Source organism: Legionella tunisiensis (genome assembly GCF_000308315.1).
In the GTDB taxonomy this organism is placed as follows: Bacteria; Pseudomonadota; Gammaproteobacteria; order Legionellales; family Legionellaceae; genus Tatlockia; species Tatlockia tunisiensis.
This window is the reverse complement of the sequence record NZ_CALJ01000060.1, coordinates 12,539-37,210: the sequence shown is the minus strand read 5'-3', so window position 1 is coordinate 37,210 and position 24,672 is coordinate 12,539. Positions and strand designations below refer to the sequence as shown.

Genomic DNA, 24,672 nt, shown 5'->3' with positions numbered 1-24,672 from the left:
AGGGACTACTCCCATAAGCATCCATTCGCTAATGTAAATATAGTATAAATAAACCACAGGTTCTGGTAGAGAATCTCCTGCTTTTTAACTCTATTATTGTAAACTTAGATTAACAGCATTAAAAAAGAGTCTACCTATGGGCAATACCGATAGACGTAGAAAAATTAATTTACGTTATACAATCAATAACAAGGGCGTAACGTCTATTTATATTGATAACCGCGCGCAACAATTTATCGAATATGCCGCTAATCAACCAGGCCCAGTTTTAGAAATTGGAGCTGCTTATGGTACAGTAACTCTAGCTGCTTTACAGGCTGGCGCCACAGTGATTGCCAACGATATTGAAGAGCAACATTTACAAATTCTCTATAATAATACTCCTCAGGAAATCCGCTCACGCTTAACACTACTTCCCGGTTGCTTCCCCGAAGTATTACAACTGCCTGCGAACAGTTTACGAGGGTTTTTTGCTTCTCGCACGCTCGGACATTTGGATTTTATGGCCCTACGACAGGGATTTGAGAAACTGTTTTTTACCCTATGTCCTGGTTCCAAATTGTTTATTATCAGCGGTACTCCTTATACTAGAGTATTCAAAAATCTTATTCCTGTTTATGAACAACGATTATTATATAATGAGTTATGGCCGGGTTATTTCCCTAATTTGAAAAAATTGGTGGAGAAAAAATATGCTGATTTTATTCCTGATACACTTAACTTTCTTGACGAAAAAGTTCTGTCACGCGAATTAGGTCGAGTCGGTTTTGTAATTGAAGAAAGCTATGTTTTTGCTCGGGCTGATCTTCCCGAAGGCTTGCGTTTAGATGGTCGGGAAGGTTACTTCACTGTTGCAATAAAGCCACGATAATAGCAACAATAACATAAGAAGAAAAATTTTTTATATTATGAATAAGAATGCAGAGTGCTACTATGAAAGCGCTAAAAAACTAAATCTTCTCATAGAACAAGAACCCTTAATCGACGGGTTTAAACTATTACTCGGGAAGCGCCAATATTTTTTTATGGCCCCAGAACTCCACTAAACCTGAATACAAGCTCTTTAATCGCGCATGATAAATATACTGCAAATAAGGTTTTGGAGAAAGCAGGTTTTCCTGTCCCTAAATCGATAGCAATACACTCTTCGGAATTCAATCAAGGCCTACTGGAAACCTGTATCAAGAATTTGACTTTTCCATTAGTGATAAAACCCAGAGATGGAACCCTAGGCAGGGATGTCATCTGTAATATTCAAAATTTAACGGCGTTAAAGACACATCTTCACAATAAATTTTCAACGAATGACTGTTTAATCATACAAGAATTTCATGGCAATTTAAAATCCTACCGTATTCTTGTTCTCTACAACAAAATAATTGGTGTTGTTATTCGTGAGCCGTCTTTTGTTATAGGTGATGGTAGCCATACTTTGCAGGAGCTTATCGAAATCACTAATATTAATCGAAATAAAATCAGTGAGTTTTTAGGGCCAATTTGTATTGACGAAGAACTCCACATTCGCTTGCAAGAACTCCAGATTGATTTGGGATATATTCCTGCAGTGGATGAAAGAGTTACTTTAGGTTATGCATCGAATGCAACTCGCGGCGGAGTTTATCAAACAATATATAAAAAATTAGTAAAGAGAACAAGCAATTTTTTCTCCGCGCTGCCCAAGTATTAAATTTGAATATCGTTGGATTTGATGTTGAATGTCCTGATATTGATATTCCTATACAGGCTTCTGGAGGTGTTATTATTGAAGCTAACCCAACTCCGAGCATCAGAATCCACGAAAAGCCAATGGAGGGAGCGCCGGTTATGGTTTCTAAAAAATAATACTCAGTATCCTCTATAGACATCCTTTTGCTTATTTAAATACTCTGTGTAAAGAGGGTCATGCTGCTATCTCTATAAAAAGTGCCCTATTGTTAATCTTTTTAGGCTTGATTTATATCTGTGTCACTCTGTTCTGATATGGCATAGCAATAATTAATAGTACCTTGCTCCTTTACCGAATTTGCACAATAATCCAGTATAAAGGGGGTGAGGATAACCTGGTTTGTGAACTGTTATGAACAAAAATGCGCGTTGTTACTATGAAGCCGCCTTAAAACTCCTTCTTCCTGTTGAAGAAACACCAGAAATAGAAGGATTTACTTTAAAGCTAGGTAAAAAAACTACTTTTTTTACGGCAGTAGTTCTCCACTTAATAATAGCGGTAGTGCTCATGTGGCACGTCATAAATATTGTATGAACAAAATTCTCGAGCAAGCTGGCCTACCTGTTCCTAAAAGCGACTTCGTTCATGTTAATGAATACCTCCAGGGAAAAATGGAAAAAAAAATAGCCCACCTTTCTTTTCCTCTCGTAGCAAAACCTCAAGAAGGTAAACTAGGCAGAGGCGTTTTATGTAATATTAAAACACTCGCCCAGTTAAAGAATTATATGGTTAAAGGTTTCCAGTCCGATGACTATCTCCTGATCGAGGAGTTTCATGGCAATTTAAACTCTTACCGTGTCCTGGTACTGAACGGTCGTGTACTAGGTGTTATCCAACGCTATCCCGCACATATAATAGGTGATGGGATTCATACTGTTCAAGAACTGATCGGCATAACGAACCTCAAGCGAACACAAATCAGCGATGCATTCGGTCCAATTACTGTTGATGAAGAGTGTTTGATTAGGCTGGATGAGCTAGGCCTCACCGTGGACTATGTCCCCTACAACGGTGAATGGCTTACCTTAGGTTATACCTGTAATGCTACACGGGGAGGTACCTACACGTCTCTAGGCAACAAAATATGCAAAGAAAATCGTCGCCTAATGGCTGCTGCAGCGAAAGCCTTATGTCTGGAGCTTGTAGGCTTTGATGTACAATGCGCGGATATTAACCGCCCCATCCAATCTACCGCTGGTGTTATTATTGAGGCTAACGCAGGCCCTAGTATCCGCATCCATGAATCACCTGTATCGGGCATTCCAGTTAATGTCAGTAAAAAAATCATGCGCCGTCTTATTTACCGTCATCCTCTGTCTTATTTAGCAGCGCTCTATAAAAACCCCCGTTCTGGTGTCTACCTGAGAGTCTTGATTCTGACAGTCATCTGTGGACTAGGTTATTATGGCTTCATAGCTTTTTTATAATCCTTTGAATAAATAAAGGCAAAGGACCTTCACCTCGCCTATAACTATCACCCTAATCGCTAGCCAGTTCTACTGCAAAGGCTAATCCCAGCTTAGTGAAATTAACCATATGTTCGATATTCAATAAATCCATCGTATCAGCTGGGGAATGAATATAAGGATTATGTTGCTCAAAACTGGTTTCACAGGAAAATGCAGCGGGAATACCTGCCGACATCCAGGACGCGTGATCACTACAACCGTAGCCACAATGAGAATAAGCTACAGGCACCTTGACATAGGTTTGGATAAGTTCAGCCAGGTAATCACTTAACACCTTATCGGTATAATCACGAAAGACCCACATGGTGGGATCATTGGCATCATTACGAAACCCCGTCATATCAAATTGAATGACAGACCTAACGGGAATATCTTTTTGTAAGAAATCCTGCACGACATATTGAGAGCCAACCAAACCACGCTCCTCAGCCGCATACCAGATAAAATAGATTGGTCGCTTAAACGTAAACGATGAGGCTAATAGTACTCGAGCTACCTCCATCAGCGTGGCTGACCCACTCCCATCATCTCCAGCGCCTGGCATAAAACCATCCAAGGTATCCATATGCGCACCAAGCACTATGGCTGGCGCACGGATATCTTTACCTATGACAGTAACTAAGGAGGGTTGAATGTAATTTCCTGTCTTTACAAAATAACTTTCCGTATCAGTGCGGCCGTAGGTATGTACTAATCCATCAAATTGAGTTTGTAACCATTTTGCTGTTTTTACGCCACTATCGCTGCTCGCAGAACGATTGTAATAATTACTCAAATGGGACACGACTCGAATAATATTGTCAGCATCAATTTTCGCTATAGCCTCATTAACTTTTTTTCCTGTTGTATTTTATAAGGCGATGAGGAAAGAGGAGCTGTTTTAAAGACAGGGGGTTTTGCTAATAACTGCCGGGCTATTTTTTGTTTGGCCGATGTATTATTAACAAAATGATGACTCACATTCACAAAACGACCGCAATGCGCTTCGTCAGCTAACAAAGCAAGCTTACCCATGTCCTTTGTATTAAGCTCAATAATTTTAAAATTCCTATTTTGGGCAAGTACACTATATTCTGCGGACAATTTGGTTGCCAAACATTGAGGCACCTGTAGCTGCTCCAATACTGGATTCATTGTGGCAAACAGCGGATTGGTCAAGAAAATAAACCCAACTGCAAGAAAAGTCATCCATGAATGAAAACGCATCGTTACTCCCTGTTTAATGTCAACAAGATAGATCCTACAGAAAGGTCTCTAGGATGCAACTGTTATTTTTATGATCGATAAAAATAATATTAGGCATATATCATTTTTTATAAGCATCTTTTAGCTTGATAAATCTTCCTATAAAACAATATGATTTTTTTGCTCGCAAGGTTATTGATAATCATTTTCATTTGTTATAAAGTTCCACTTCCTTTAGTTTGCTTGTGTGGTGAATAATGAAAGTAAAACCAAGAAAAATTCCCTATTACCTCCTCCTTCTGCTCCTTGCTACTGGTGCAAGCTTAATTTTAGGCTTATTAAGTTTTGGCGGTATGTTTGTTTTATTCCCCACGCTGACTGTTGCAGGAATGGCTCTTACTTTATCAGTCGCTTACGAGGGTGAAATTTATTTACAAAATATTAGAGGTGCCCTGCAAAAATTATTTTTTAAAAACGATTATTTGCAAAACCATCTCGCTAAGGAATATCTTTTAGAAAAATTCCCCAATACGAAAGAAAAATGTCCACAATTTTTCAAGGATTACGAAGCTCAATTACATTTATTACATGAGTTCGGCCATAAACGACTGAGCAAAGAAGATGCGGCCAGAAAAAGACTCATTGAGAAAAATTTACGCGACATGGAAAAGTGGTTTGCTAGCCAATTGTTCCCCAAAAGTTACCGCCATGCGCTCAGCGATTATGAAAGCGAACTAAGTGAGTGGTTAGCTCAAAATAACCAGCTCGAACACATTGAATTGCTGGAGCAGCGTCGGGCTACCTACAATGCAGTAAAGATATTCAGCCTATTCGCCGGCTTCTTTATGGGCTATGGCACAACTTACCTGCTCGTCGAAGCGTTTGAAGTCATCCCATTCCTGGCTGCTATCCCTGCTGCCAGCTTACCGATGTTGATCGTTCCCATGGCTATTATTGCTGGTAGTGCCTATGGTTTTCTAACCTTTAATGCCGTTACCGATATGATTAATAACGATACAGTGCGTAATTGGTATTATAAAATTAGAAGACATGTTCAGGAAGAAGGGTTCACTCCACGCAACACGTTTATTACGGTAACTGCACTTTTCCTTCTTACTCTTACACTCGCTCTGACTGCCTGCACAGCAGGAACCTGGTGGACCGTTGCGCAAAATACACGCCCTCTTTTCGCCTGGATGGGAAGAGTACCCAGTTATGTAATGGGTTTTCTCAATCCTCTAATTACCAGTATGTCTGCGCTTGTTTTCAATATGGAAAATACTAGCGAATCGCTAGAAATGATTGAAGAAATGACAGAATCTAAATTTCCTAAACATGCTTATCTTTCGGCAAATTTCCCCAACATTAAAACTCAAGATTGCCCCCCAATTTTTCAAAGAGTATAAAGCGCAATTGAAATTACTACATCATTACAGTTACAAGCGGTTAAGCGAAACTGATATTAGGGAAAGAAGGAAAATTATAACCCGATTGAATGAAATGGAGGCCTTTTTTGCCAAGCAATTCACTCCAACACCAAGTGAACTAGAAACTCCAGAAGAATTAACACTACGTAAATGGCTCAAGGATAATCCACAAAAAACTAACTGGGAAAAATTCAGTCGAGCTTTTCAAGCACTTAGAGAACGAGAAAATTGGCTGCAAATAGCGAACCCTGCTCGTTTAGTATTGGCAGTCACCATCACCCCTCTACGTGTTCTACTATTTCTTGGCCACTTAGTCAGTATCGGCGTTACTGCTGACAGGATGCCAGGGATTCCGGAAATGGTCTCTGCTATCCTAGGGATTGTCAGCGAGGGTTTTGAAGATATCCATTACTTCGTGCCTCATGAACATGACCACAGCCACTCAACCAAAGGGCTTCTAGAAGAACGCCTTGAAGCAGGCCATGGCCATGATCACAGTGCTGATCTACCAACTCGCATCCTCAAATTAATTGCCCTTCCAATCTATGGTTTAGCAGCACTCTGGGATAGTGCATTCAGCCAATTCAACAACCCTAAGCAACAATTGGGGTTAAGTTCTGCCTGGGATAAACAAACTGGTCAACCTGCCGTTGCGCCCCCAGTGAAATTGGATCAGGAAGATATTGCAAAAATTTCTGAAGATTGGCGCCGTCATCAGGCAGATTTCCGCATTGAACGCTTCAAAGCGAAACATTTAAATCAGGTAAGTAGCCTAATGGGGCAAAGTGTAGCTAAGGACAAGGCTGAGGAGTTGACCAAATTACAACAAAGCAAATTGCGTCAAAAGGGAGGTGAGCAGACTGCCGAAATAATCATTCGAGAAGCAGCCCAACAACCCATCTACAAAGTGCATCGCACGCAGGGTGTTTTTGGCTTATTTGCCCATAAAACAACAACCACAGAAGATTTCTTGGCAGATTTATCTGACCGTATTAGCCCCCCAGCCGCATAAAGGCTAAAAGGCAGTATTGTGTGGTCAATACTGCCTTCTTTAATTTTAACTAGTCTTATTTTCAGCCAATTCCTCAGCCAAAGTCGGCCAATCGGTATAACCATGTACCCCACCACCATACCATAATTCACGAGGGGCTTCGTTCAATCTCGCTCCCGTTCGCAAACGTTCAACTAAATCAGGATTCGCAATAAAGGGACGACCAAAACAGATTAGATCAGCCAGATTTTTCTGACGTGCTTCTATAGCAAGCGGTAGATCATAACCATTATTAGCCATATATTGCCCTTTGAATAAAGAACGCAGAGTAGCAAAACTAAAATCTGCAGGGATTGTACGTGGCCCAATAGTAACGCCTTCAACACAATGGAGATAAGCCAAAGCAAATTCATTCAGTGCACTAACCATGTAAGAAAAAGTAACCATTGGATTACTATCAGCAATATCATTAGCCGGGCTAACTGGTGAGAACCGTACCCCTATTTTGTCCCCTGGCCATACTCGCTTTAGTGCATCGACCACTTCTAACAAGAACCGGGCACGATTCTCTAAACTCCCACCATAGCGATCAGTTCGCTTGTTTGTTTTATCGCGCATAAATTGATCGATAAGATAGCCATTGGCCGCATGAATTTCAATGCCATCAAAACCTGCTTCTTTAGCACAACGAGCTGCATGCACATATTGATTGATAATGCCCGGGATTTCCTCTGTTTCAAGAGCTCGTGGCGTGACAAGATCTTTAAAACCGGTTTCGGTAAACGCTTTTCCTTCAGGCTTGATTGCGGAAGGGGCAACAGGCAACTGATGGTCAAACTGCAAATCAGGATGGGAAATACGCCCTACATGCCATAACTGAGCAAAGATAAGTCCTTTTTGGGCATGGACAGCCTCAGTCGCCAATGTCCATCCAGCAACCTGTTCCTCGCTATACATACCCGGGGTAAACGCATAACCTTTGCCTTGTTGCGAAATTTGCGTTGCCTCACTGATGATTAATCCTGCACTGGCCCGTTGTGCGTAATACTCCGCATTCATCGGCCCTAAAACATCTCCTTTACCAGCACGACTACGTGTTAGAGGTGCCATAACAATACGATTAGCTAACGTCAGTGAGCCTAAACGAGCAGGTTGAAACAAATCCGTCGAGTTCGCGCTTTGCATCATTGATGAGATCCTTCTTTTCTGGGTAATTACTAAGAATAATGAGGTTCACAACAGAATGTAAGTAGTTAATCGCTAAGCCAACAAATTTTTTAATCCTGCCAAATGCGACTGCGCCAGGGCCTTGGATTTGGTTTCATTACGTTCACCTGTCTTACCATACCATTCCAGGCTATCTTGTGGTAATTCATCCAAAAAGCGACTGGGTTGGCACTCCTGCAATTCACCAACGCGACGGCGCTGTCTGGCTAACGTTAAACAAAGACTCTTTTGTGCACGAGTAATCCCGACATAAGCTAAACGCCGCTCTTCTTCGATTTGTTCCGTATCAATACTTACTCGATGTGGCAATAACTCCTCCTCCATACCCACTAGATACACATAAGGAAACTCCAAACCTTTTGAAGCGTGCAGAGTCATTAGTTGCACTGTATTTGCATCTTGCTCATCTGCTTGCTCTAAAATATCAATCAGAATCAATTTATTAATCACGTCCGCTAATTGCTGTGTAGCATCTTTAGCAAGCAAGCGCCCAACCCATTCTATTAATTCCCAAACATTATCCATGCGTTTTTGGGCTTTGGCCGGCGTATCACTTTGCTCATAAACATAAGCTTCATAACCACTGTCTTCTACCATCTCACGTAAAACCTCCAATACAGGCTCGGTTTGAATACGTGTTTTTATGGTATCCATCCATCCTTTAAATATTTGTAAAGCCATACGCGGTTTATCAGCAATCTGGCTACTCAGCGCCAGATGATCGCAGCAGAGATAAAGACTTTGCCCTCGCGTTTGGGCATAATGGCCCAAAGTATCCAGTGTTGTCTCACCAATACCCCGCTTGGGCGTATTAATTACCCTTAAAAAAGCCGCATCATCAGCCTCATTACAAAGTAATTTAAGATAGGCAAAAATATCCTTAACTTCTGCGCGTGCAAACCAGGATTGTCCGCCACTAATATGGTATGCAATACCATGATGGCGTAACATTTTTTCAAAAATTCGTGATTGATGATTACCGCGATATAAAATGGCGTAATCCCCATACTGGGTTCCATGGCGTAATTTTTGACTGATTAAATCAGCGACGACTTGCTCAGCCTCATCATTTTCATTCTTACAGCACAAAACCCGTAACAAGTCACCATGCCCCAATTCGCTCCATAATTTTTTACTAAACAAATGTGTATTATTGGCAATTAGATGGTTTGCGGCATGCAATATTCGGCTCGTGGAGCGATAATTCTGTTCCAATTTTATTAATTTTAATTGGGGATAGTCGTGCTGTAACTGGGCAAGGTTTTCTGGCTTAGCCCCTCGCCAGGCATAAATAGATTGATCATCATCACCTACCACCGTAAAGTGCGCGCGTACACCAACCAAAAGTTTTACCAGACGATACTGGCTGGTATTCGAATCCTGATACTCGTCTACCAGTAAATGACGAATTCTATTTTGCCAATGTTCCAATACCTCCGCATGATGGCTTAAAAGGCTCACCGGCAAACGGATTAAATCATCAAAATCCACGGCGTTATAGGCTTTTAAGGCTTGTTGATAGCGAGGGTAAATTAAAGCGGCCTCTTCATGAATCGGTAAATCAGTAGTACAACCACCAACCTCATGAGGCTCCAGTAAATCGTTTTTCCAACGCGAAATTTGTTGTTGTATCTGCAGAAGATAATCACGTTCATTGGCTTTGCCAATGGGTAAAAATCCACGCAGCAATTGAAGACAATCTTCGCTATCAAAGATAGAAAATCCTGCTTTTTAGACCACATAAAGCTGCATCGCGTTTGACAATACTCAAACCCAAGGTATGAAACGTGGCTACTCTTAAACCACGCCGCTTAGCAGCAGGTAAGACAGCAGCGACCCTTGCCCGCATTTCATTAGCTGCTTTATTGGTAAAAGTAACAGCACAGACAGTGTTAGCAGCATAACCACACTGTTCAATAAGATAAGCTATTTTTTGAGTAATCACTCGCGTTTTACCACTGCCAGCACCAGCCAGCACTAATAAAGGCCCATCAATATATCTAACAGCTGCCTTTTGCTGTGGATTAAGCATGATTTACTCTCGAACAAAAAGAAACATTAAACTTTTTTCGAAACACAACAAGCTTCGAAAAAAGCCTATTATCGCTTGTCACTCGCAGGCAGGCAAGCAATCTACTTTATGGTAGAATTAGTGGATTTGTTGCCCTTAAGGTCCAAGATGAAAGAAACTGATTCTCTTCAACGCTTTTTATTTGAACATGCCAGTATTCGCGGTGAAATAGCTCACGCAAAAGAAAGTTATCAAACCATTATGGCTCAACGCCCTTATCCAGCGATGGTAAAACATTTGCTCGGTGAAGCCTTGATCTCTTGCCTGCTTTTGGCAGGCAGTATCAAATTCGAAGGAGAATTGAGTTTACAATTCCAAGGAGACAAACGTTTACCTTTATTGTTGGTGCAATGTGATAATCAATTGCAGCTGCGCGCTTTTGCCAAGTATGAAGAGAATCTTGAAATAAGTGATTACGCTGAAGCCTTCTTAAATGGACAGATGGTATTAACTATTAATCAATACAAACAAACCCAAACTTATCAAAGTATTGTTCCCATCCATGCTACCTCAATGAGTGAAAATTTAATGCACTATTTTGCGCAATCCGAGCAGGTTGCCAGTCGAGTCTGGTTAGCTATTGGCGATGACATGGCGGCCGGTATGTTGCTGCAATTAATGCCAGGACAAGATACTGCCCAACGCGAACAATTTTGGGAGTATGCCGTCCAATTGGGTCAAACCGTGAGTGAGAAAGAACTATTAACGCTTGACAATCAAACCCTACTATATCGTCTTTATCACGAAACCGAATTACGTCTCTTTGAAAGCCGTCCCGTGTACTTCAAATGCCGCTGTAGTGAAGAAAAATGAAACAGGTTTTGACCATCCTTGGTGAAGAAGAAACCAAGCAATTACTGGCGGAACAAGGAAAAGTAGAGGTAAGTTGTGACTTTTGTAATAAACATTATAGTTTTGATCCCATTGATATTACACTACTATTTCGCAAATAAGCCTTTTCCCTTTTAATAAAAGATAATGTTCTAAAACTTGGCATAGTGATTGTATAAAAATTAATTTACCATTCACTACAGAGCCAGTTATGCAGATGCGCTATGCTTTGCTTAACCTGTTGCTAATCTCTTCTTTACAGGCGACCAATGTACATATCATTGCGGTAGGAGATGTCCTTTTGCACCCCCCTTTACAACACAAAGGTCTTACTGATGGATTTAGTGCGCTTTGGGAGCCGTTGATACCTGCTTTGCAAGATGCTGATCTGACTTATGGTAATTTGGAAGGACCTGCCGCGGACATGACCAACCAGCGCGGCAAGGCAACAACCAGCCTCACCAAGGCTTATACCGCCTATCCCATGTTTAATTACCCACCTGAATTAATTAGTGCCTTAAAAACCTCTGGTTTTGATATTGTTTCCACAGCCAATAACCATACTCTGGATCGCTTCGCTATCGGCATTGATAAAACCATTGCAGCCCTCCACGAGAACGAATTGGCTTTTACAGGTACTCGCAGACAGAACAGCGAAGACGCCTGGTATACAGAAACCAAAACCAACGACCTTTCAATAGCCTGGTTAGCTTGTACTCAAGACACCAATGGTATTGCTGATAAACATCACCAAGTCTTGCTATGTCAGCGTGATAAAGAACAGGTATTACAATTGGTGGCAGAACTTGCCAAAACACATGATGCCGTCATTGTAACTCCCCACTGGGGTATCGAATATCAAAGTCGCCCTAATAAGGTCCAACAACGATTTGCCCACGAATTAGCAGAGGCTGGCGCCCTGGCTATCTTAGGTTCACACCCACACTGTGTACAACCTTTTGATTGGATAACCACCAGCACAGGGAAACGGGTCTTTGTTGCTTATTCATTAGGTAATTTTATTTCTAATCAAGGCAGCTTGAAAAATCGCTCTAGCGGTTTACTATCACTCTATTTGGAAAAACGCGATGGCGCCACCGTGATTGACAAGATAAGCTATCAACCCACTTATATGGAAAATCGCGGCGGACAATTGCAACTAAAAAAGGTTAACTCCAAAAAACACCCTGCATACCAGTTATTAAAAACGATTGTAGGCGAAAATTATTTAATCATTAATTGAAATTCCTCTCGTTAGCCGAGTAAAAATCGTTTATTGTAAAAGTGAATTAACTTTCAGCATGTTATCATTGTTAAATTGCAAAACATCACCGCGCATCGCCCGTAAAATTTGTTGGAGATGCAGAAATTGTGCGCTTAATTGCAGGTAGAGATCGCCTGATTGCCTATCATGCAGCTCGCCAATCGTCAGATAAGCGGCCTGCCCCATATCAGCAAAATAATCAAGACTAAGACGGCGGCGCTCAGCAATTCCAGGGAAAAGCCCACAAAAGAGTAAGCTTTTATCACCTACATCTCTTAATAATTCTAGCTGGCGCCGCCTTGGATTATTCATTGATTCAAGAAAATCAAGAGCAATAACTGATTCTATTAATTTGGTACCTTGGGAAAAACGCATTAGCAGAAAAACCAAATAACTTTCTGTATTCTCATTGAGTATAAGACTAGTGGACGCCTGCGCCTCGTTCACTAAAGCATGCCACTGGCTAAGTTCTGTGGGATGTAGAATCAAAGGCTTCATAAAGCTCCCCATTACTTTACTTTTTAATAATAGTTTAGCAAACAACATACCAGATGTTTTTGATTTTTATAAAATTCAAATCCATCGGAATAATACATAACATTAAAATACAGCTATTTATCCCCTATTTCTGTTTGTCTCGACCATATTGACTCAAAAAGAGCGCGGACTATAAACAGTGAGAATTCACGCGCCGCAAGATACCAACACAATAGACTTCTTCGTAAACTCGCTACTGAGAGAGAAGTGCGAGGAGTCAGCGAGCACAGAATTGCATTGTACACGCCAGTACATGAGGATTCGAGCACCGTATCGACGAAGCTATTCTCCTCTGTAATAGAGTTTCCAAAAAAGTCTAATAATGTACCTAACTAACTTCGGGCGTGTCTGAAAAATCGATACAGCATGCAATCGGCTCTATTTCAGAATAAGGGCTTGGAGATAAAAATTCATTGGTGTAACAACTGGAAATAGCAAAATCTTTATCGATAATTTTTAAATGCTGACCATAAAGCCCTACTTTATGCCAGTCACGTGGAACATTGTGCAAATTTTGCGAGAAAAAAGGCAGCGTATGTATAAGCACTTGCTTATGCAGCTCTTGCCGCAATTGCGGTTGTTGCTCGCACAATAATTCAAAGGCTTCATAGGGATATGACGTTGTGAAAGCTGCCCCGCGTTGCGTCGCTTTGAGAAAGCCTTTAATTAACTCTGGCTGCTGTAATGTAGATTCAGGCACAATAAACTGGACAGAACAAAAACAACAGCAACCAAGTCCAGCTAATTGATCAAGAGGTAAAAAACGGTTTCTCCACGCAAATGCGCTAATTCGACACGCTGAAAATTAATAAAACCAATGCCTACATCAACTTTATTACGGCAAATAGCATCACTAAGGTTCATCCCTATACGAACTGTCTCATAACTTGTGGGCTCAATTCCAGCAAGTATTGCCAAATCATCAATAATTTTTTTACCAAACTCACCAATATAACCAACTCGTTTGCCAACGATATCATGGAAAGTCTTAATGCCACTTGATTTTAAGGCAATCAGGCCTGTAGGTGGTTCATCAAGCAACGTACCGATAGACGTTAGATGATAGCCTTTAGCTCGGGCCGCTACAGTATGAATCATTGCTTTCAATCCAAAATCTACTTTGCCCAAACCAACAATCTCAGTCACATCGCTGGGATCATTAGGCTCCATAATAGCTAATTGAATGCCCTCTTGGCGATAATATCCCTTTGCCTGCGCAACAAAAATCGGAGTATGGTAAGGATTGGCGCGCCAATTAAGAAGAAGGGTAGTTCTTGAATGAAGTGTCTGCATTGCTCGATCTCCTGGTTTAAAAAAATAAGGGAGATGGCAAAAGGACTCCATCAGCTAGGGCTAGGAGCTATTTGAAGGCATTCTTACGCTGGTATTAGCCAGTTCAAGTTCAACGAGTATTTCTCAGCCGGTAAACCGGCACCCCGTGCCATCTTTAAAAAATCGAATTTATCGTAATTGACTCATTATTTTTTGTCAAACAGTGCTACAAAAAATCAATTTCACCCGTAGTCAATCTTTTACAATCAACATGTAGCAGATAAAATTCAGATAGGTTCAAAATGTTGATATTGAATTTGTTCAATAGCACATTCTGTCGCTATAGGCATAACGAAGCTAGCAATAAAAGCCTGCCAGAAATCATAATATAAATATTTTTGTAAAGGATGTTCATCCTCAATAGGAAAGCATGGCCCATGATTGGCTTCCAGAAGCCATAGTCGCTGATCTTTTATCAACCATAAAGTCAAAACCAAAAATAGCCAGCTCACGCCGTTTATTACAAACAAAGGCCTGTGGATAGAGTTGTTGCAGCCCCTTAATGATCTCAACTAAAATTGATTTGATTAAAGGGTAAAATACAGTAAAAATAGCAAATCGCTGCGCAGGAATCTGTACTACATTTGCCTCCTCATCACTTAAATGTTCATTAGTCAAATGGGAACGAAGATCAAGAAAATTTTGTGATTCAAACGGATGCAAAGCAACATTAAAATAACCTTGCGGATAAAGATAAACCCCAGCGTAATTGGTAAATATTACAAACATACGAATACTGTACTTGTGTCTATCACGCAACAAATGTGGCTCCGTTAGATACTGCTGTAAGACCTGCTCCCCACCTATACGCTTGTTACTAAGAAAATGCCGCTCCAATTCACTTAATTTCTGGAAAATTCTTATTTCTTTGCCATTGTTCAATAACGCTGGCTTTAAAATCCACACTAAATTATCGATTTGATCGAAGTATTGCCCATCATAGTGATAGTATTTATCAGCGATATCCTGTAATACCGAGAGCCAATTTTGATCATTAATACAATACGTCAGAGGCATCGCCTCAGAACAATATTTATGTACTAACTCAGCCAGACGATGTTTAAATTCAAGTTGTTCAGCCGCCTGTAGATTAAATTGCAAATTCCCTTCTCCAAAATCAGCCTGCTCTTCCAAATGGGTCGCAGACCAGCCTTGCTCTTGTAAATAACGACATAAATTAAATTGGGTCGGTAATTGAGAATTAAGAAAAAACAATATTGGCGGCCATGGTCGGTTAAGTTAGTCATAAGAACATAAACTACCTTTTACTTATTAATGTAAAGCCCTCAAATCAACTCTAGTATCTTCCTGTGAGGGGGATGCTTTATAATGAGTTAATAATACTAAGGATAGTACACCCGCTATTAGTCCCCAGAAAGCAGCCCCAATTCCCCAAAATGATATTCCCGAAGCAGAAACAAGAAAGGTAATTAAAGCAGATTCGCGTTGTTTTTCCTCTTCTAATGCGGCTTTCAAACTATTTGCAATTGTACCAAATAAGGCTAATCCTGCTATCGCTAAAACTAATTCACTAGGAAAAGCAGATAATAAAGCAACCACGGTAGCTCCAAAAATGCCGCAAATAAAATAGAAAAATCCTGCACAAACCGCCGCACGGTATCGTTGGGTCGGCTCTTTACCTGCCTCTTCACTCATGCAAATTGCAGCCGTAAACGCAGCCAAATTAAACGCATAACCACCAAAGGGAGCTAAAAGGAAGTTCGTCATACCTGTCCAGCTAATTAAAGGAGAAATTGGTGGATGGTAACCAGCGTGATGAAGTGCAGCAACGCCTGGAATATTTTGCGAAGTCATATTTACTAGAAAGAGTGGGATACCAATACTAAGTAGCACTGGCCATGAAAAAACTGGCATCGTAAATATCGGCGAAGAAACGGCAACATGCACATTTTGCCACTGCAATAGACCTTGACTTGCAGCACTAAATACCCCAACTAGCAAAACGATGGGAATGGTGTAACGAGAAAAATAGCGTTTAGCAAACAGATAGCTAATGAACATCGCGCAAATCAGTAAGAATTGCTGTTGCATAGTAATAAAAACATTCAAACCAAAGCGCAATAAAATGCCTGCCAGCATTGCCGCTGTTAACGCACGCGGCAAACGCATCAGTACTCGCTCAAACCAACCCGTTACACCAGCAACAATAATAAGCAAGGCTGAAAAGATGAACGCACCAATGGCTTCAGGCATGGAAACACCCGATAGCCCTGTAGTTAATAAGGCCGCTCCAGGAGTTGACCAAGCAGTTAAAATAGGCATGCGATAATAAAGTGAAAGTCCTATACAGCTAATTCCTGTTCCAATGCCGAGAGCCAGAACCCAAGAACTAATCTCCGCAGACGTTGCTCCCGCTGTTGTCGCAGCCTGAAAAATAAGCGCAGCAGAACTGCTAAATCCGACCAGTACTGCTATAAAACCGGCGGTAATATTGGAAAGAGAGAATTTTTTACTCATAATAAAACCCGAATGATAATTTTTCCAAGGATTCTCGTGAATTTGCTAATGCTGCACACTAATTTTCATGCGTTATAACGCACAAGAGACCTGGTATGGTATCATCGTGCGCTATAACGCACAATCTATTTAGGAACTAAATTTGCAAAATATAGCTCAACATATTGCCGTAACCTTAAGAAATTTACGCCAACAGCGTGGTTGGAGTCTCGACAAAGCCGCTCAGGAAACGGGGGTCAGTAAAGCGATGCTTGGTCAAATTGAACGCCAGGAATCCAGCCCTACCGTGGCAACCTTGTGGAAAATCGCCAATGGGTTTCATACCTCTTTTTCTTCCTTTTTGGAAGAGTCACCCATTGCCAAGCAAGGCTTTCTTTACCGCGCCGCCAATATGGAGAGCCTTCGTCATCACGATGAGCAAATTCGTATTACCCCTCTTTTTCCCTTTGATGAAGAAGTAAATTTTGAATTTTTTGTCATTGAACTTCTACCTGGCTGCGAACATCTATCAACCCCACATGAACCGGGTGTTGTTGAACATGTTGTTGTAGTTAGTGGCAGCATGGAAATCTTGTTAAATGAATCCTGGCAACCCTTACAGCAGGGTGAAGCACTACGGTTTATGGCCAATCAATCTCACGGCTATCGTAACAAGAATAATGAAAGTGTCTTTTTCATAACATCATTCATTATCCAATTTCAAAAGGGTAAACTCACCGCAGTAAATTCTTTGCAGCCACTCAGAAGAGCATCTGCACTGCGCTTAAAGTCGTGGAGAGGATGCCTGGACATAATCCATATTCATTTCGAAACGTCCTTCCATCAAACTTTTTAAGCCCCTGCTTGGATCCATACTGAGTTTCTTGAACCTCTCATTATTCATCACATTACCATCACTATCTTTTAGTACCAGTGTTTCTGCCTTTGGATCCTCTGGCTTGTAGCCATTTTGCTCCGCCCACCATAATACACCGGTATCAAAATGCATTTTTCCTTTTCTGAAAAGGCAATACCATTCTTGGTTGCTGAAGACGTTAGATGCCCTTCATCATCCACATTCACGCTAAATTTTATAGCAGGTATGGACGTTCCTAAACCCAATTTTCCTAGAGGTCCAGTGCCAATTTTCTTCATTGTCCAGCCAGCAACACCCTCCCAAGCCGCTTCACGAGTTTGTTTGAAAGGGAGCATATCGTGGACAAACTCTCCGGCCATATTCAGCGCCCCTAAAGCGGCATAATCGCTATTCCCGATAGGGTTGTAGGCCATGGCAAGCGATAACTCCATGATAGTATTGATAATTGCATTCATACCGGAAACCCAATCGACATTATTTTCCATACTTTTCCTTTGCAGTACCTGAGCATTTTCAGCTACTTTTTGCCAGTAGGATTTTGGTGCAGGATTACCTTGAGCATCTTTCGCATGGCAATCTTTGGCATTGGCCTCACGCCTTTCACTATTAAGCTTCGTCAATTCTGCTTTTATTTCCAGTTGTTTTCTTCTTTCTTCAGTGAGTATTTGCTCTTTCAGAGCGCTGTCTTTTTCAATCCCCATTTGGGTTCCTCCGCAATCAATGGAATAAAACTTACTCATTTTGCCAGATCAAGACACAACAAAGATCAGTAATTAATACAAAGATTGGTTAAGAATTTGTAAAATTTCGCGCCTATTTACTCTTGCCAATAAGCACGATAATGTGTATAAAGGATCTAGAGTGCAGCAAAATTGCGCATATTAAAGACGATTTATTTCATGATAAAATTATTGTTTACACCACAGTCTGAACTATTATTTTTTCTGCCACAGGCAAGAAAAATAGATATTTATCATGTTGTTATTCTAAGCCTCCTTCTTATCGTTGTCTTAGTCGTCAATGTGGCCCTCGCGGCCATTTAATTACCCCCTTACACATTGATCCACCATCTAAACGAAAATAAAAAATCGGGGACAGGCTATGCAACAATATAAATCCATCTTAGTTTATGGTTTCGCAATTTTTGCGATGTTTTTTGGCTCAGGCAATCTGGTCTTTCCGCTTCAAATTGGTTATGCAGTTGGAAACTCTTGGTTCATGGGTTTTACAGGCTTACTGATAACCGGCATTTTATTACCACTTTTAGGCCTTTTTGTTATTAAACTATATCAGGGAAATTACCATGCTTTTTTGGTGAAGCCGGCAAACTAGCTAGTTTGCTATTACCACTGTTTATGCTCTCCCTTCTTGGTTCTTTTGGTGTTGTTCCCCGCTGTATTACTGTTGCTTATGGTAGTTTTAGTTATTTAATGCCACAACTTACTCTGACACCTTTTAGTCTTGTTTTTTGTCTTATCACCTTTTTCTTCTGCTTAAATGACAAAGTGATGATCAAAATTCTGGGTAAATGGATGAGTCCGATCTTGCTGACCACACTGATTACCCTGATTACCATCGCTATTATTAAGGCACCAGAACCCGCCGATCAAGCAACCAGAAGCGTGGCTTTTATGAATGGATTCACCACTGGTTACCAGACCATGGATTTATTCGCCGCATTTTTCTTTTCGGCGCTTATTTTTACTCAGATACAACAATCATTGCCGCAAGCCAATACTCGTCAAATTATTCTGTTTGCAGTTAAATCGTCTATTCTCGGTGCATCCCTTTTAGCTCTGATCTATCTGGGCTTGGTATTTCTTGGCTCCCATTATTCATTCCTAATTCAGGATGTAACACCTGAACTGATGTTACCAAGTATTGCCAAACATGCGATAGGTAGTAACGCGACACTGTTTATGGGTGTTGCCATGTTTTTTCCTGCCTGACTACCGCAGTTGCTTTGAATAATCTCTATGCTCGCTATCTTTGTTCTCTATTCAAGCTGAGTCATGACAAATTTCCACTGCTCTTAGTTATAACTACCAGTCTCTCATTTATCATCTCACTGCTTGATTTTAAAGGTATTGCTACCTTTTTAGCCCCTATACTCGAGATGACTTACCCGGGTGTTATCGGCTTAACCATGATGGCTATTTTGATCAAAGGGCGACGAGCATTAAAAACCAGCCTTTTTTATATTATGACCTTACTGATGTGTCTGCCATTGGCGATGCATTAAGCCCAGCCTTTTCTGGCCTGTTCTATTAAAGGCAGGCCTCTAATCTCATATTGCTTAATGGTTAATGTCTTATACTTAAATTAAGTTGCTGCAGACTCAAAGTAAATGTTGTTAGCCTTTTTACAACAGACTTCTTTCGAAACTCGCTACCAATGCAGTAGAGTTTCGAAAGAAGTCTCACAAGTAAGAAGAGAGCCTGATAGGATTTACACAGCAATCCATGTATAATGGCGAATCCATGAACAGATGCTCTGCTTTTGCTTCACTGCTTAAAAGTCATGTAGCCCTCCTTTATCGTCAAACACAGGTCGTTTATGATTGAACAAATTCGCAACATCGCCATCATCGCTCACGTCGATCATGGCAAAACTACTTTGGTCGACAAACTGTTACAACAAACAGGGACTCTAAATGAACGTGCTCCTAAAGTTGAGCGCCTGATGGATTCTAATGCGCTGGAAAAAGAACGAGGAATTACCATTTTAGCCAAGAATACTTGCGTCCACTGGCGGGATCATCAAATTAACATCGTTGATACTCCAGGGCATGCTGATTTTGGTGGCGAAGTTGAGCGAATTCTATCGATGGTTGATAGTGTGTTGCTGTTAGTCGATGCCGTTGACGGCCCAATGCCTCAAACGCGTTTTGTGACACAAAAAGCATTTGCCCGCGGCTTAAATCCTATTGTGGTCATCAACAAAATTGATCGCCCTGGCGCAAGACCTCATTGGGTCATGGATCAGGTTTTTTGATCTGTTTGATAATCTTGGCGCCACTGATGCCCAACTCGATTTTCCAGTTGTGTATACCTCTGCTTTAAATGGCTATGCTAAGCTTGACCTCGACGATGAAGCATCGGATATGAATGCATTGCTGCAAACCATTATCGATAAGGTTGCTCCGCCAGATGTAGATGCCGACGGCCCATTCCAGATGCAAATTAGCTCTCTGGACTATTCTTCCTATGTAGGCACCATTGGTATCGGCCGTATTACGCGTGGTCAAATTAAGGCCAAATCACCAGTTAAAATTATTGATAAAGACGGTAATGTCCGTAGTGGCCGCTTATTGCAATTACTTGGCTTCAAAGGGCTTGAGCGAGTTGAAGTAGAGCAAGCAAGAGCGGGTGATATTATCGCTGTGACCGGCATTGAACAACTTAATATCTCTGATACGCTCTGTGACCCTAACCATGTTGAAGCATTACCCGCATTGACAGTAGATGAGCCAACGATCAGTATGACGTTCCAGATTAACGATTCACCGTTCGCTGGCCAAGAAGGCAAATTTGTTACCAGCCGCAAAGTGCGTGAACGTTTGCAAACTGAATTACTACATAATGTGGCCTTACGAGTAGAAGATACGGAAGACCCAGATAAATTCAGGGTTTCTGGCCGAGGGGAATTACATTTATCAATCCTCATTGAAAATATGCGGCGTGAAGGTTTTGAATTAGCTATCTGTAAACCAGAAGTCATTCTGCACGAAGAAAACGGTGAGCAACAAGAGCCCTATGAACGCTTGACGATTGATGTGGAAGAAAATCATCAGGGCAGCATTATGGAAAAACTGGGGGAGCGCCGTGGGGAATTGCAAAACATGATTCCTGATGGCAAAGGACGAGTTCGGCTGGATTATATTATTCCAACACGCGGCTTGATAGGTTTCCATACTGAATTTTTGTCTAGTACTTCAGGCACAGGGCTTATGTATCATGTTTATGATCATTATGGCCCAGCTATTCGTGGACGCATTGGAAAACGAATTAACGGTGTTTTGATTGCCAATTGCCAAGGTACCGCGCGTGCCTTTGCTCTATTCAATTTACAAGATCGAGGCCGCTTGTTTATCGAACCTCAAACTGTTTGTTACGAAGGGATGATTGTCGGTATTCATGCCCGTGATAATGATCTAGTCGTGAATGTCACTAAAGAAAAACAACTCACCAATATACGTGCATCAGGTAGCGATGAAAATATTATCTTGACTCCAGCAATCAAACTTACACTGGAACAAGCTTTAGAATTCATCGATGATGATGAGCTCGTTGAGGTAACACCACAATCGATTCGTTTACGTAAGAAATCCTTAAAAGAACACGAGCGTAAACGTGCTTCACGTGCATCCAGTGAAGATTAATACCTTCTTTCCCGCCTGCTGACATACAGGCGGGATTTCTCCTTTAGCCAATCTACTATAAACAGCATTCATGTCATCCATTTTTTAAACGGAAAAAATGGTATTGTAGTATGGCAAAAGCATTCTACAATCCTCCATGCTATTAAATAATCTAAGCAGCAGAACATGAAACAACGATTCAAACGAGTTATTTTGTATGCACGACAACACCGAGCCAATCAAGGTGTCAATGAAAGCTTACACCGCTTAGTTGATTTTTTACAAAGCCAACAAGTGGCCGCCTTTCTTGATATTGATACCGCTTCGCATTTCGATATTAGTTTGCCAACCCTTGCGCGCGAAGCTATGGGCGACAAGGAGGATTTGATCGTCGTAGTAGGTGGTGATGGCAGTCTACTATCTGCCGCACGCATGGCAATTAAGGTTAATGTTCCAGTGATCGGCATTAATCGCGGCCGTCTGGGCTTTTTAACTGATATTTCACCCAATAACATAGAACAACATCTTAGTGCCGTATTAACAGGTAAGTACGAGGAAGAACAACGTTTTTTATTGCATACCCGTATTCATGACGGTGAAAAAGTCTATTTCCAAGGCGATGCCTTGAACGATGTCGTATTAGGCCGTGGCAATGAGACTCATCTGATTGAATTTGATGTGTTCATCAATCAGCAATTCGTCAGTCGTTACCGTTCAGACGGTATGATTCTGGCTACCCCTACTGGTTCAACAGCCTATGCTTTATCAGCTGGTGGTCCCATTATGCACCCTCAACTTAATGCCATTGTTCTGGTACCTATGTTTTCTCATAGCCTAAGCTCACGGCCCGTAGTCGTTGATGGTCGGGTGAAAATTGATTTAAAAATCAGCGAGCGTAATGAAAGTGATTTACGCATCAGTTGTGACGGCCATGAGTCTCGATTAGTAAAACCCGGACAATTAGTTTCTATCGAAAAAATGCCCAACAACTGCGTTTGCTACATCCTCGTGATTATCATTATTACGATACCCTACGAGTTAAATTAGGCTGGGAATCCAAACATCAGGATAAATCATGCTGACTACCTTACGCGTTGAAAATTTTGCCATTGTTAAACAACTAGAACTTGACTTTGCTAATGGTATGACTGCGTTTACCGGTGAAACTGGCGCTGGTAAATCAATCATGATTGATGCGCTTATGCTCGCTTTAGGCGGCCGTGCAGACGCCTCAGTTATCCGCACTGGTGAAGAAAAATGCGATATAAGTGCCTGTTTCCATTTTGAAGCAGATTCTGAGCCTGCCCGCTGGCTTGTAGAGCAGGATATCAGTTGTGATGAAGGTATTATTATGCTTCGCCGAGTTCTATATAGTGAAGGACGCTCTAAATCTTATATCAATGGCCAACCTTTCCCATTACAGAAGGTCAAAGAATTAAGTGAAATGCTGGTCCATATTCATGGACAACATCAGCATCAAACTCTCATGCAACATCAGACCCATCGAGAACAGTTGGATCAATATGCTGGCCACAGCGAATTAGTCACAGAGGTTAATAAACTCTATAAACAGTGTCAAAAACAAAACAAGAACTGGAAACCTTGCAAAATCAAGAGCTACAAAGTGATAAAATCAGTTTATTACAATTTCAAATTGAGGAATTAACAGCACTTGCCTTACATGAAAATGAAATGCAGGCTTTGCATGAAGAGCATCAATTGTTACATCACGCACAGGATTACTTACAACATACACAGCAAATTTCTCATCTACTCAATGCAGATAATGAACCTAATATCTGCCAAGAGCTTAATCAAATCATACAATTACTGCATGAATTACCGCAGGAGCAAACTCAAATTAGAAATGCCTGTGAATTGATTAACAGCGCCCTGATTCAATGCGAAGAAGCATTGGATGAAATAGAACATTTTTCAGAACAAGTACAATTAGATCCCGAACGCTTACAAGAAGTAGAAACCAGAATTAGTGCTTTACACCAAGCGGCACGTAAATATCATGTTGATGCCAAGCACTTACCCAATCATGCCCAATCCTTACAAAAAGAATTGGAGCAATTACAAGATTCCGAAAGCAAGGCTCTCCACTTAAAACAACAGTACCAGCAACAAATCCAAGCGTTCGAATTAGCCGCTCAAAAACTCACAAAATCACGGCAATTATATGCAGTAAAATTAGCTCAAGAAATAACGGATTGCATTCAACAACTGGGAATGCCTAAAGGCTATATAGAAATTGAATTCACTGCCTTGGAAAAAATGCAGGCACATGGTTTGGATAAAGTAGAATACAAAGTCTGTACAAATCCTGGCATGGTGCCTGATTCCCTGACAAAAATTGCTTCGGGAGGCGAGCTTTCACGAATAAGCCTTGCCATCCAAATGATTACCGCACAGCGTGGGGCTACGCCCACGCTTCTTTTCGACGAAGTGGATGTAGGAATAGGGGGTGCCACAGCTGCTCTGGTGGGACAGTTATTACGCAAACTAGGTGAGCGCCTACAAGTGTTTTGCGTTACTCATCAAGCACAGGTTGCTTCTTGCGCGCATCACCATTTTGTTGTGGAAAAACATAGTGATAATACCCAAACCTACTCACAGATCATACCTTTAGATGCTGCAGAAAAAGTTGATGAAATAGCCCGTATGCTAGGTGGTTTAACCATTACTGAGCAAACACGTTCACATGCAAAGGAACTGTTGGTACAAAGCCATTAGACTCCTTTTGAAACGCTTATATCTTTCTAATTTTAAAATTTTCAATCAATAACAGTTTTAGCCATATTGTAAGGGATAAATTATTACAGGAAAGCAGCCCAATGCCTGCAAAAAGTGATGCGGAAGGAGGCTATCTTAGACCGTTTTGGTGGAGACGAGTTTGTTGTCATCTAAAATTG

15 protein-coding genes, 8 pseudogenes and 1 riboswitch are annotated in these 24,672 nt (G+C 41.1%); of the genes and pseudogenes, 15 read left to right on the top strand and 8 right to left on the bottom strand.

The window, feature by feature from the left end:
• Positions 1-136 precede the first annotated feature (136 nt).
• The 5 genes from BN58_RS04840 (at position 137) to BN58_RS22200 (ending at position 3,153) form a co-directional block, all read left to right on the top strand.
• Positions 137-871, top strand: a complete 735-nt coding sequence (locus tag BN58_RS04840; RefSeq protein WP_019215882.1) for a methyltransferase domain-containing protein — start codon at positions 137-139, stop codon at positions 869-871.
• A gap of 228 nt (positions 872-1,099) precedes the next feature.
• Positions 1,100-1,687: a hypothetical protein gene (locus BN58_RS32870; protein ID WP_019215880.1), complete on the top strand. Its 588-nt coding sequence runs from the start codon at positions 1,100-1,102 to the stop codon at positions 1,685-1,687.
• Positions 1,688-1,689: 2 nt separating this feature from the next.
• Entirely contained in the window at positions 1,690-1,842 is a 153-nt protein-coding gene (locus BN58_RS32865) for a hypothetical protein (RefSeq protein WP_019215879.1), read from the top strand.
• Between the two features lie 235 nt (positions 1,843-2,077).
• Complete coding sequence (locus tag BN58_RS32860; RefSeq protein ID WP_019215878.1) at positions 2,078-2,260, top strand: hypothetical protein; 183 nt, start codon at positions 2,078-2,080, stop codon at positions 2,258-2,260.
• Positions 2,257-3,153, top strand: coding sequence for a hypothetical protein (locus BN58_RS22200; protein WP_019215877.1), 897 nt, complete (start codon positions 2,257-2,259; stop codon positions 3,151-3,153). The genes BN58_RS32860 and BN58_RS22200 overlap by 4 nt, the downstream gene beginning before the upstream one ends.
• 52 nt (positions 3,154-3,205) lie before the next feature.
• Here BN58_RS22200 and lapA read toward each other — a convergent pair.
• Positions 3,206-4,401 (bottom strand): annotated as a pseudogene (gene lapA / locus BN58_RS22195) (aminopeptidase LapA).
• 236 nt (positions 4,402-4,637) lie between these two features.
• On the opposite strand from lapA, the gene BN58_RS22190 reads away from it, so the two are divergent.
• Together BN58_RS22190 and BN58_RS22185 are read left to right on the top strand one after the other, a co-directional pair.
• Positions 4,638-5,786 carry a hypothetical protein gene (locus BN58_RS22190; RefSeq protein ID WP_051131837.1) on the top strand — a complete coding sequence of 383 codons (1,149 nt, stop codon included), beginning with the start codon at positions 4,638-4,640 and terminating at the stop codon, positions 5,784-5,786.
• Between the two features lie 94 nt (positions 5,787-5,880).
• Positions 5,881-6,819, top strand: coding sequence for a hypothetical protein (locus BN58_RS22185; protein WP_051131836.1), 939 nt, complete (start codon positions 5,881-5,883; stop codon positions 6,817-6,819).
• A 45-nt stretch (positions 6,820-6,864) separates the two neighbouring features.
• Here BN58_RS22185 and BN58_RS04815 read toward each other — a convergent pair whose 3' ends face one another.
• A complete protein-coding gene (locus BN58_RS04815; RefSeq protein ID WP_019215876.1) occupies positions 6,865-7,986 on the bottom strand; it encodes an alkene reductase in 1,122 nt (373 codons plus the stop codon).
• Positions 7,987-8,058: 72 nt separating this feature from the next.
• Positions 8,059-10,057 (bottom strand): annotated as a pseudogene (locus tag BN58_RS22180) (UvrD-helicase domain-containing protein).
• Between the two features lie 147 nt (positions 10,058-10,204).
• On the opposite strand from BN58_RS22180, the pseudogene hslO reads away from it, so the two are divergent.
• Together hslO and BN58_RS28075 are read left to right on the top strand one after the other, a co-directional pair.
• Positions 10,205-11,049, top strand: a pseudogene (gene hslO, locus BN58_RS22175) (Hsp33 family molecular chaperone HslO).
• An 89-nt stretch (positions 11,050-11,138) separates the two neighbouring features.
• Positions 11,139-12,170, top strand: coding sequence for a CapA family protein (locus BN58_RS28075; RefSeq protein WP_019215875.1), 1,032 nt, complete (start codon positions 11,139-11,141; stop codon positions 12,168-12,170).
• A 30-nt stretch (positions 12,171-12,200) separates the two neighbouring features.
• Here the strand turns inward: BN58_RS28075 and BN58_RS22165 are convergent, their stop codons facing one another.
• From BN58_RS22165 to BN58_RS22150, 4 genes and pseudogenes are all read right to left on the bottom strand, one after another.
• A complete protein-coding gene (locus tag BN58_RS22165) occupies positions 12,201-12,689 on the bottom strand; it encodes a hypothetical protein (RefSeq protein ID WP_040916144.1) in 489 nt (162 codons plus the stop codon).
• Between the two features lie 367 nt (positions 12,690-13,056).
• A pseudogene (locus tag BN58_RS22160) lies at positions 13,057-14,021 on the bottom strand (ABC transporter substrate-binding protein).
• 63 nt (positions 14,022-14,084) lie between these two features.
• A riboswitch (TPP riboswitch) is annotated at positions 14,085-14,177 on the bottom strand.
• A gap of 240 nt (positions 14,178-14,417) precedes the next feature.
• Positions 14,418-15,275 (bottom strand): ATP-grasp domain-containing protein, encoded by an 858-nt coding sequence (locus tag BN58_RS22155; RefSeq protein ID WP_051131835.1) that lies wholly within the window; start codon positions 15,273-15,275, stop codon positions 14,418-14,420.
• Positions 15,276-15,332: 57 nt separating this feature from the next.
• The gene (locus BN58_RS22150; protein WP_019215873.1) at positions 15,333-16,538 is read right to left on the bottom strand and encodes a benzoate/H(+) symporter BenE family transporter; all 1,206 of its coding nucleotides are present in this window, start codon (positions 16,536-16,538) and stop codon (positions 15,333-15,335) included.
• Between the two features lie 142 nt (positions 16,539-16,680).
• On the opposite strand from BN58_RS22150, the gene BN58_RS22145 reads away from it, so the two are divergent.
• Positions 16,681-17,373 carry a helix-turn-helix domain-containing protein gene (locus BN58_RS22145; protein WP_156812362.1) on the top strand — a complete coding sequence of 231 codons (693 nt, stop codon included), beginning with the start codon at positions 16,681-16,683 and terminating at the stop codon, positions 17,371-17,373.
• A 68-nt stretch (positions 17,374-17,441) separates the two neighbouring features.
• Here the strand turns inward: BN58_RS22145 and BN58_RS04770 are convergent, their stop codons facing one another.
• Positions 17,442-18,134 (bottom strand): hypothetical protein, encoded by a 693-nt coding sequence (locus BN58_RS04770; protein ID WP_026069259.1) that lies wholly within the window; start codon positions 18,132-18,134, stop codon positions 17,442-17,444.
• 361 nt (positions 18,135-18,495) lie between these two features.
• Here BN58_RS04770 and BN58_RS35750 point away from each other — a divergent pair, with 361 nt between their 5' ends.
• The 5 genes and pseudogenes from BN58_RS35750 (at position 18,496) to recN (ending at position 24,493) form a co-directional block, all read left to right on the top strand.
• The gene (locus BN58_RS35750) at positions 18,496-18,726 is read left to right on the top strand and encodes a branched-chain amino acid transport system II carrier protein (protein ID WP_019215871.1); all 231 of its coding nucleotides are present in this window, start codon (positions 18,496-18,498) and stop codon (positions 18,724-18,726) included.
• Positions 18,727-18,749: 23 nt separating this feature from the next.
• A pseudogene (locus BN58_RS04760) lies at positions 18,750-19,636 on the top strand (branched-chain amino acid transport system II carrier protein).
• Positions 19,637-19,950: 314 nt separating this feature from the next.
• Positions 19,951-21,775, top strand: a pseudogene (typA, locus tag BN58_RS22140) (translational GTPase TypA).
• A 165-nt stretch (positions 21,776-21,940) separates the two neighbouring features.
• Positions 21,941-22,836 (top strand): annotated as a pseudogene (locus tag BN58_RS22135) (NAD(+) kinase).
• A pseudogene (recN, locus tag BN58_RS22130) lies at positions 22,830-24,493 on the top strand (DNA repair protein RecN). The pseudogenes BN58_RS22135 and recN overlap by 7 nt, the downstream one beginning before the upstream one ends.
• Positions 24,494-24,672 lie beyond the last annotated feature (179 nt).

Bases quoted from the DNA above. Each gene is read 5' to 3' on its own strand.
- BN58_RS22150 (WP_019215873.1), bottom strand. From the start codon at position 16,538: ATGAGTAAAAAATTCTCTCTTTCCAATATTACCGCCGGTTTTATAGCA.
- BN58_RS04815 (WP_019215876.1), bottom strand. From the start codon at position 7,986: ATGATGCAAAGCGCGAACTCGACGGATTTGTTTCAACCTGCTCGTTTA.
- BN58_RS22200 (WP_019215877.1), top strand. From the start codon at position 2,257: ATGAACAAAATTCTCGAGCAAGCTGGCCTACCTGTTCCTAAAAGCGAC.
- BN58_RS22165 (WP_040916144.1), bottom strand. From the start codon at position 12,689: ATGAAGCCTTTGATTCTACATCCCACAGAACTTAGCCAGTGGCATGCT.
- BN58_RS04770 (WP_026069259.1), bottom strand. From the start codon at position 18,134: ATGAGTAAGTTTTATTCCATTGATTGCGGAGGAACCCAAATGGGGATT.
- BN58_RS22190 (WP_051131837.1), top strand. From the start codon at position 4,638: ATGAAAGTAAAACCAAGAAAAATTCCCTATTACCTCCTCCTTCTGCTC.
- BN58_RS04840 (WP_019215882.1), top strand. From the start codon at position 137: ATGGGCAATACCGATAGACGTAGAAAAATTAATTTACGTTATACAATC.
- BN58_RS22185 (WP_051131836.1), top strand. From the start codon at position 5,881: ATGGAGGCCTTTTTTGCCAAGCAATTCACTCCAACACCAAGTGAACTA.
- BN58_RS35750 (WP_019215871.1), top strand. From the start codon at position 18,496: ATGCAACAATATAAATCCATCTTAGTTTATGGTTTCGCAATTTTTGCG.
- BN58_RS32860 (WP_019215878.1), top strand. From the start codon at position 2,078: ATGAACAAAAATGCGCGTTGTTACTATGAAGCCGCCTTAAAACTCCTT.
- BN58_RS28075 (WP_019215875.1), top strand. From the start codon at position 11,139: ATGCAGATGCGCTATGCTTTGCTTAACCTGTTGCTAATCTCTTCTTTA.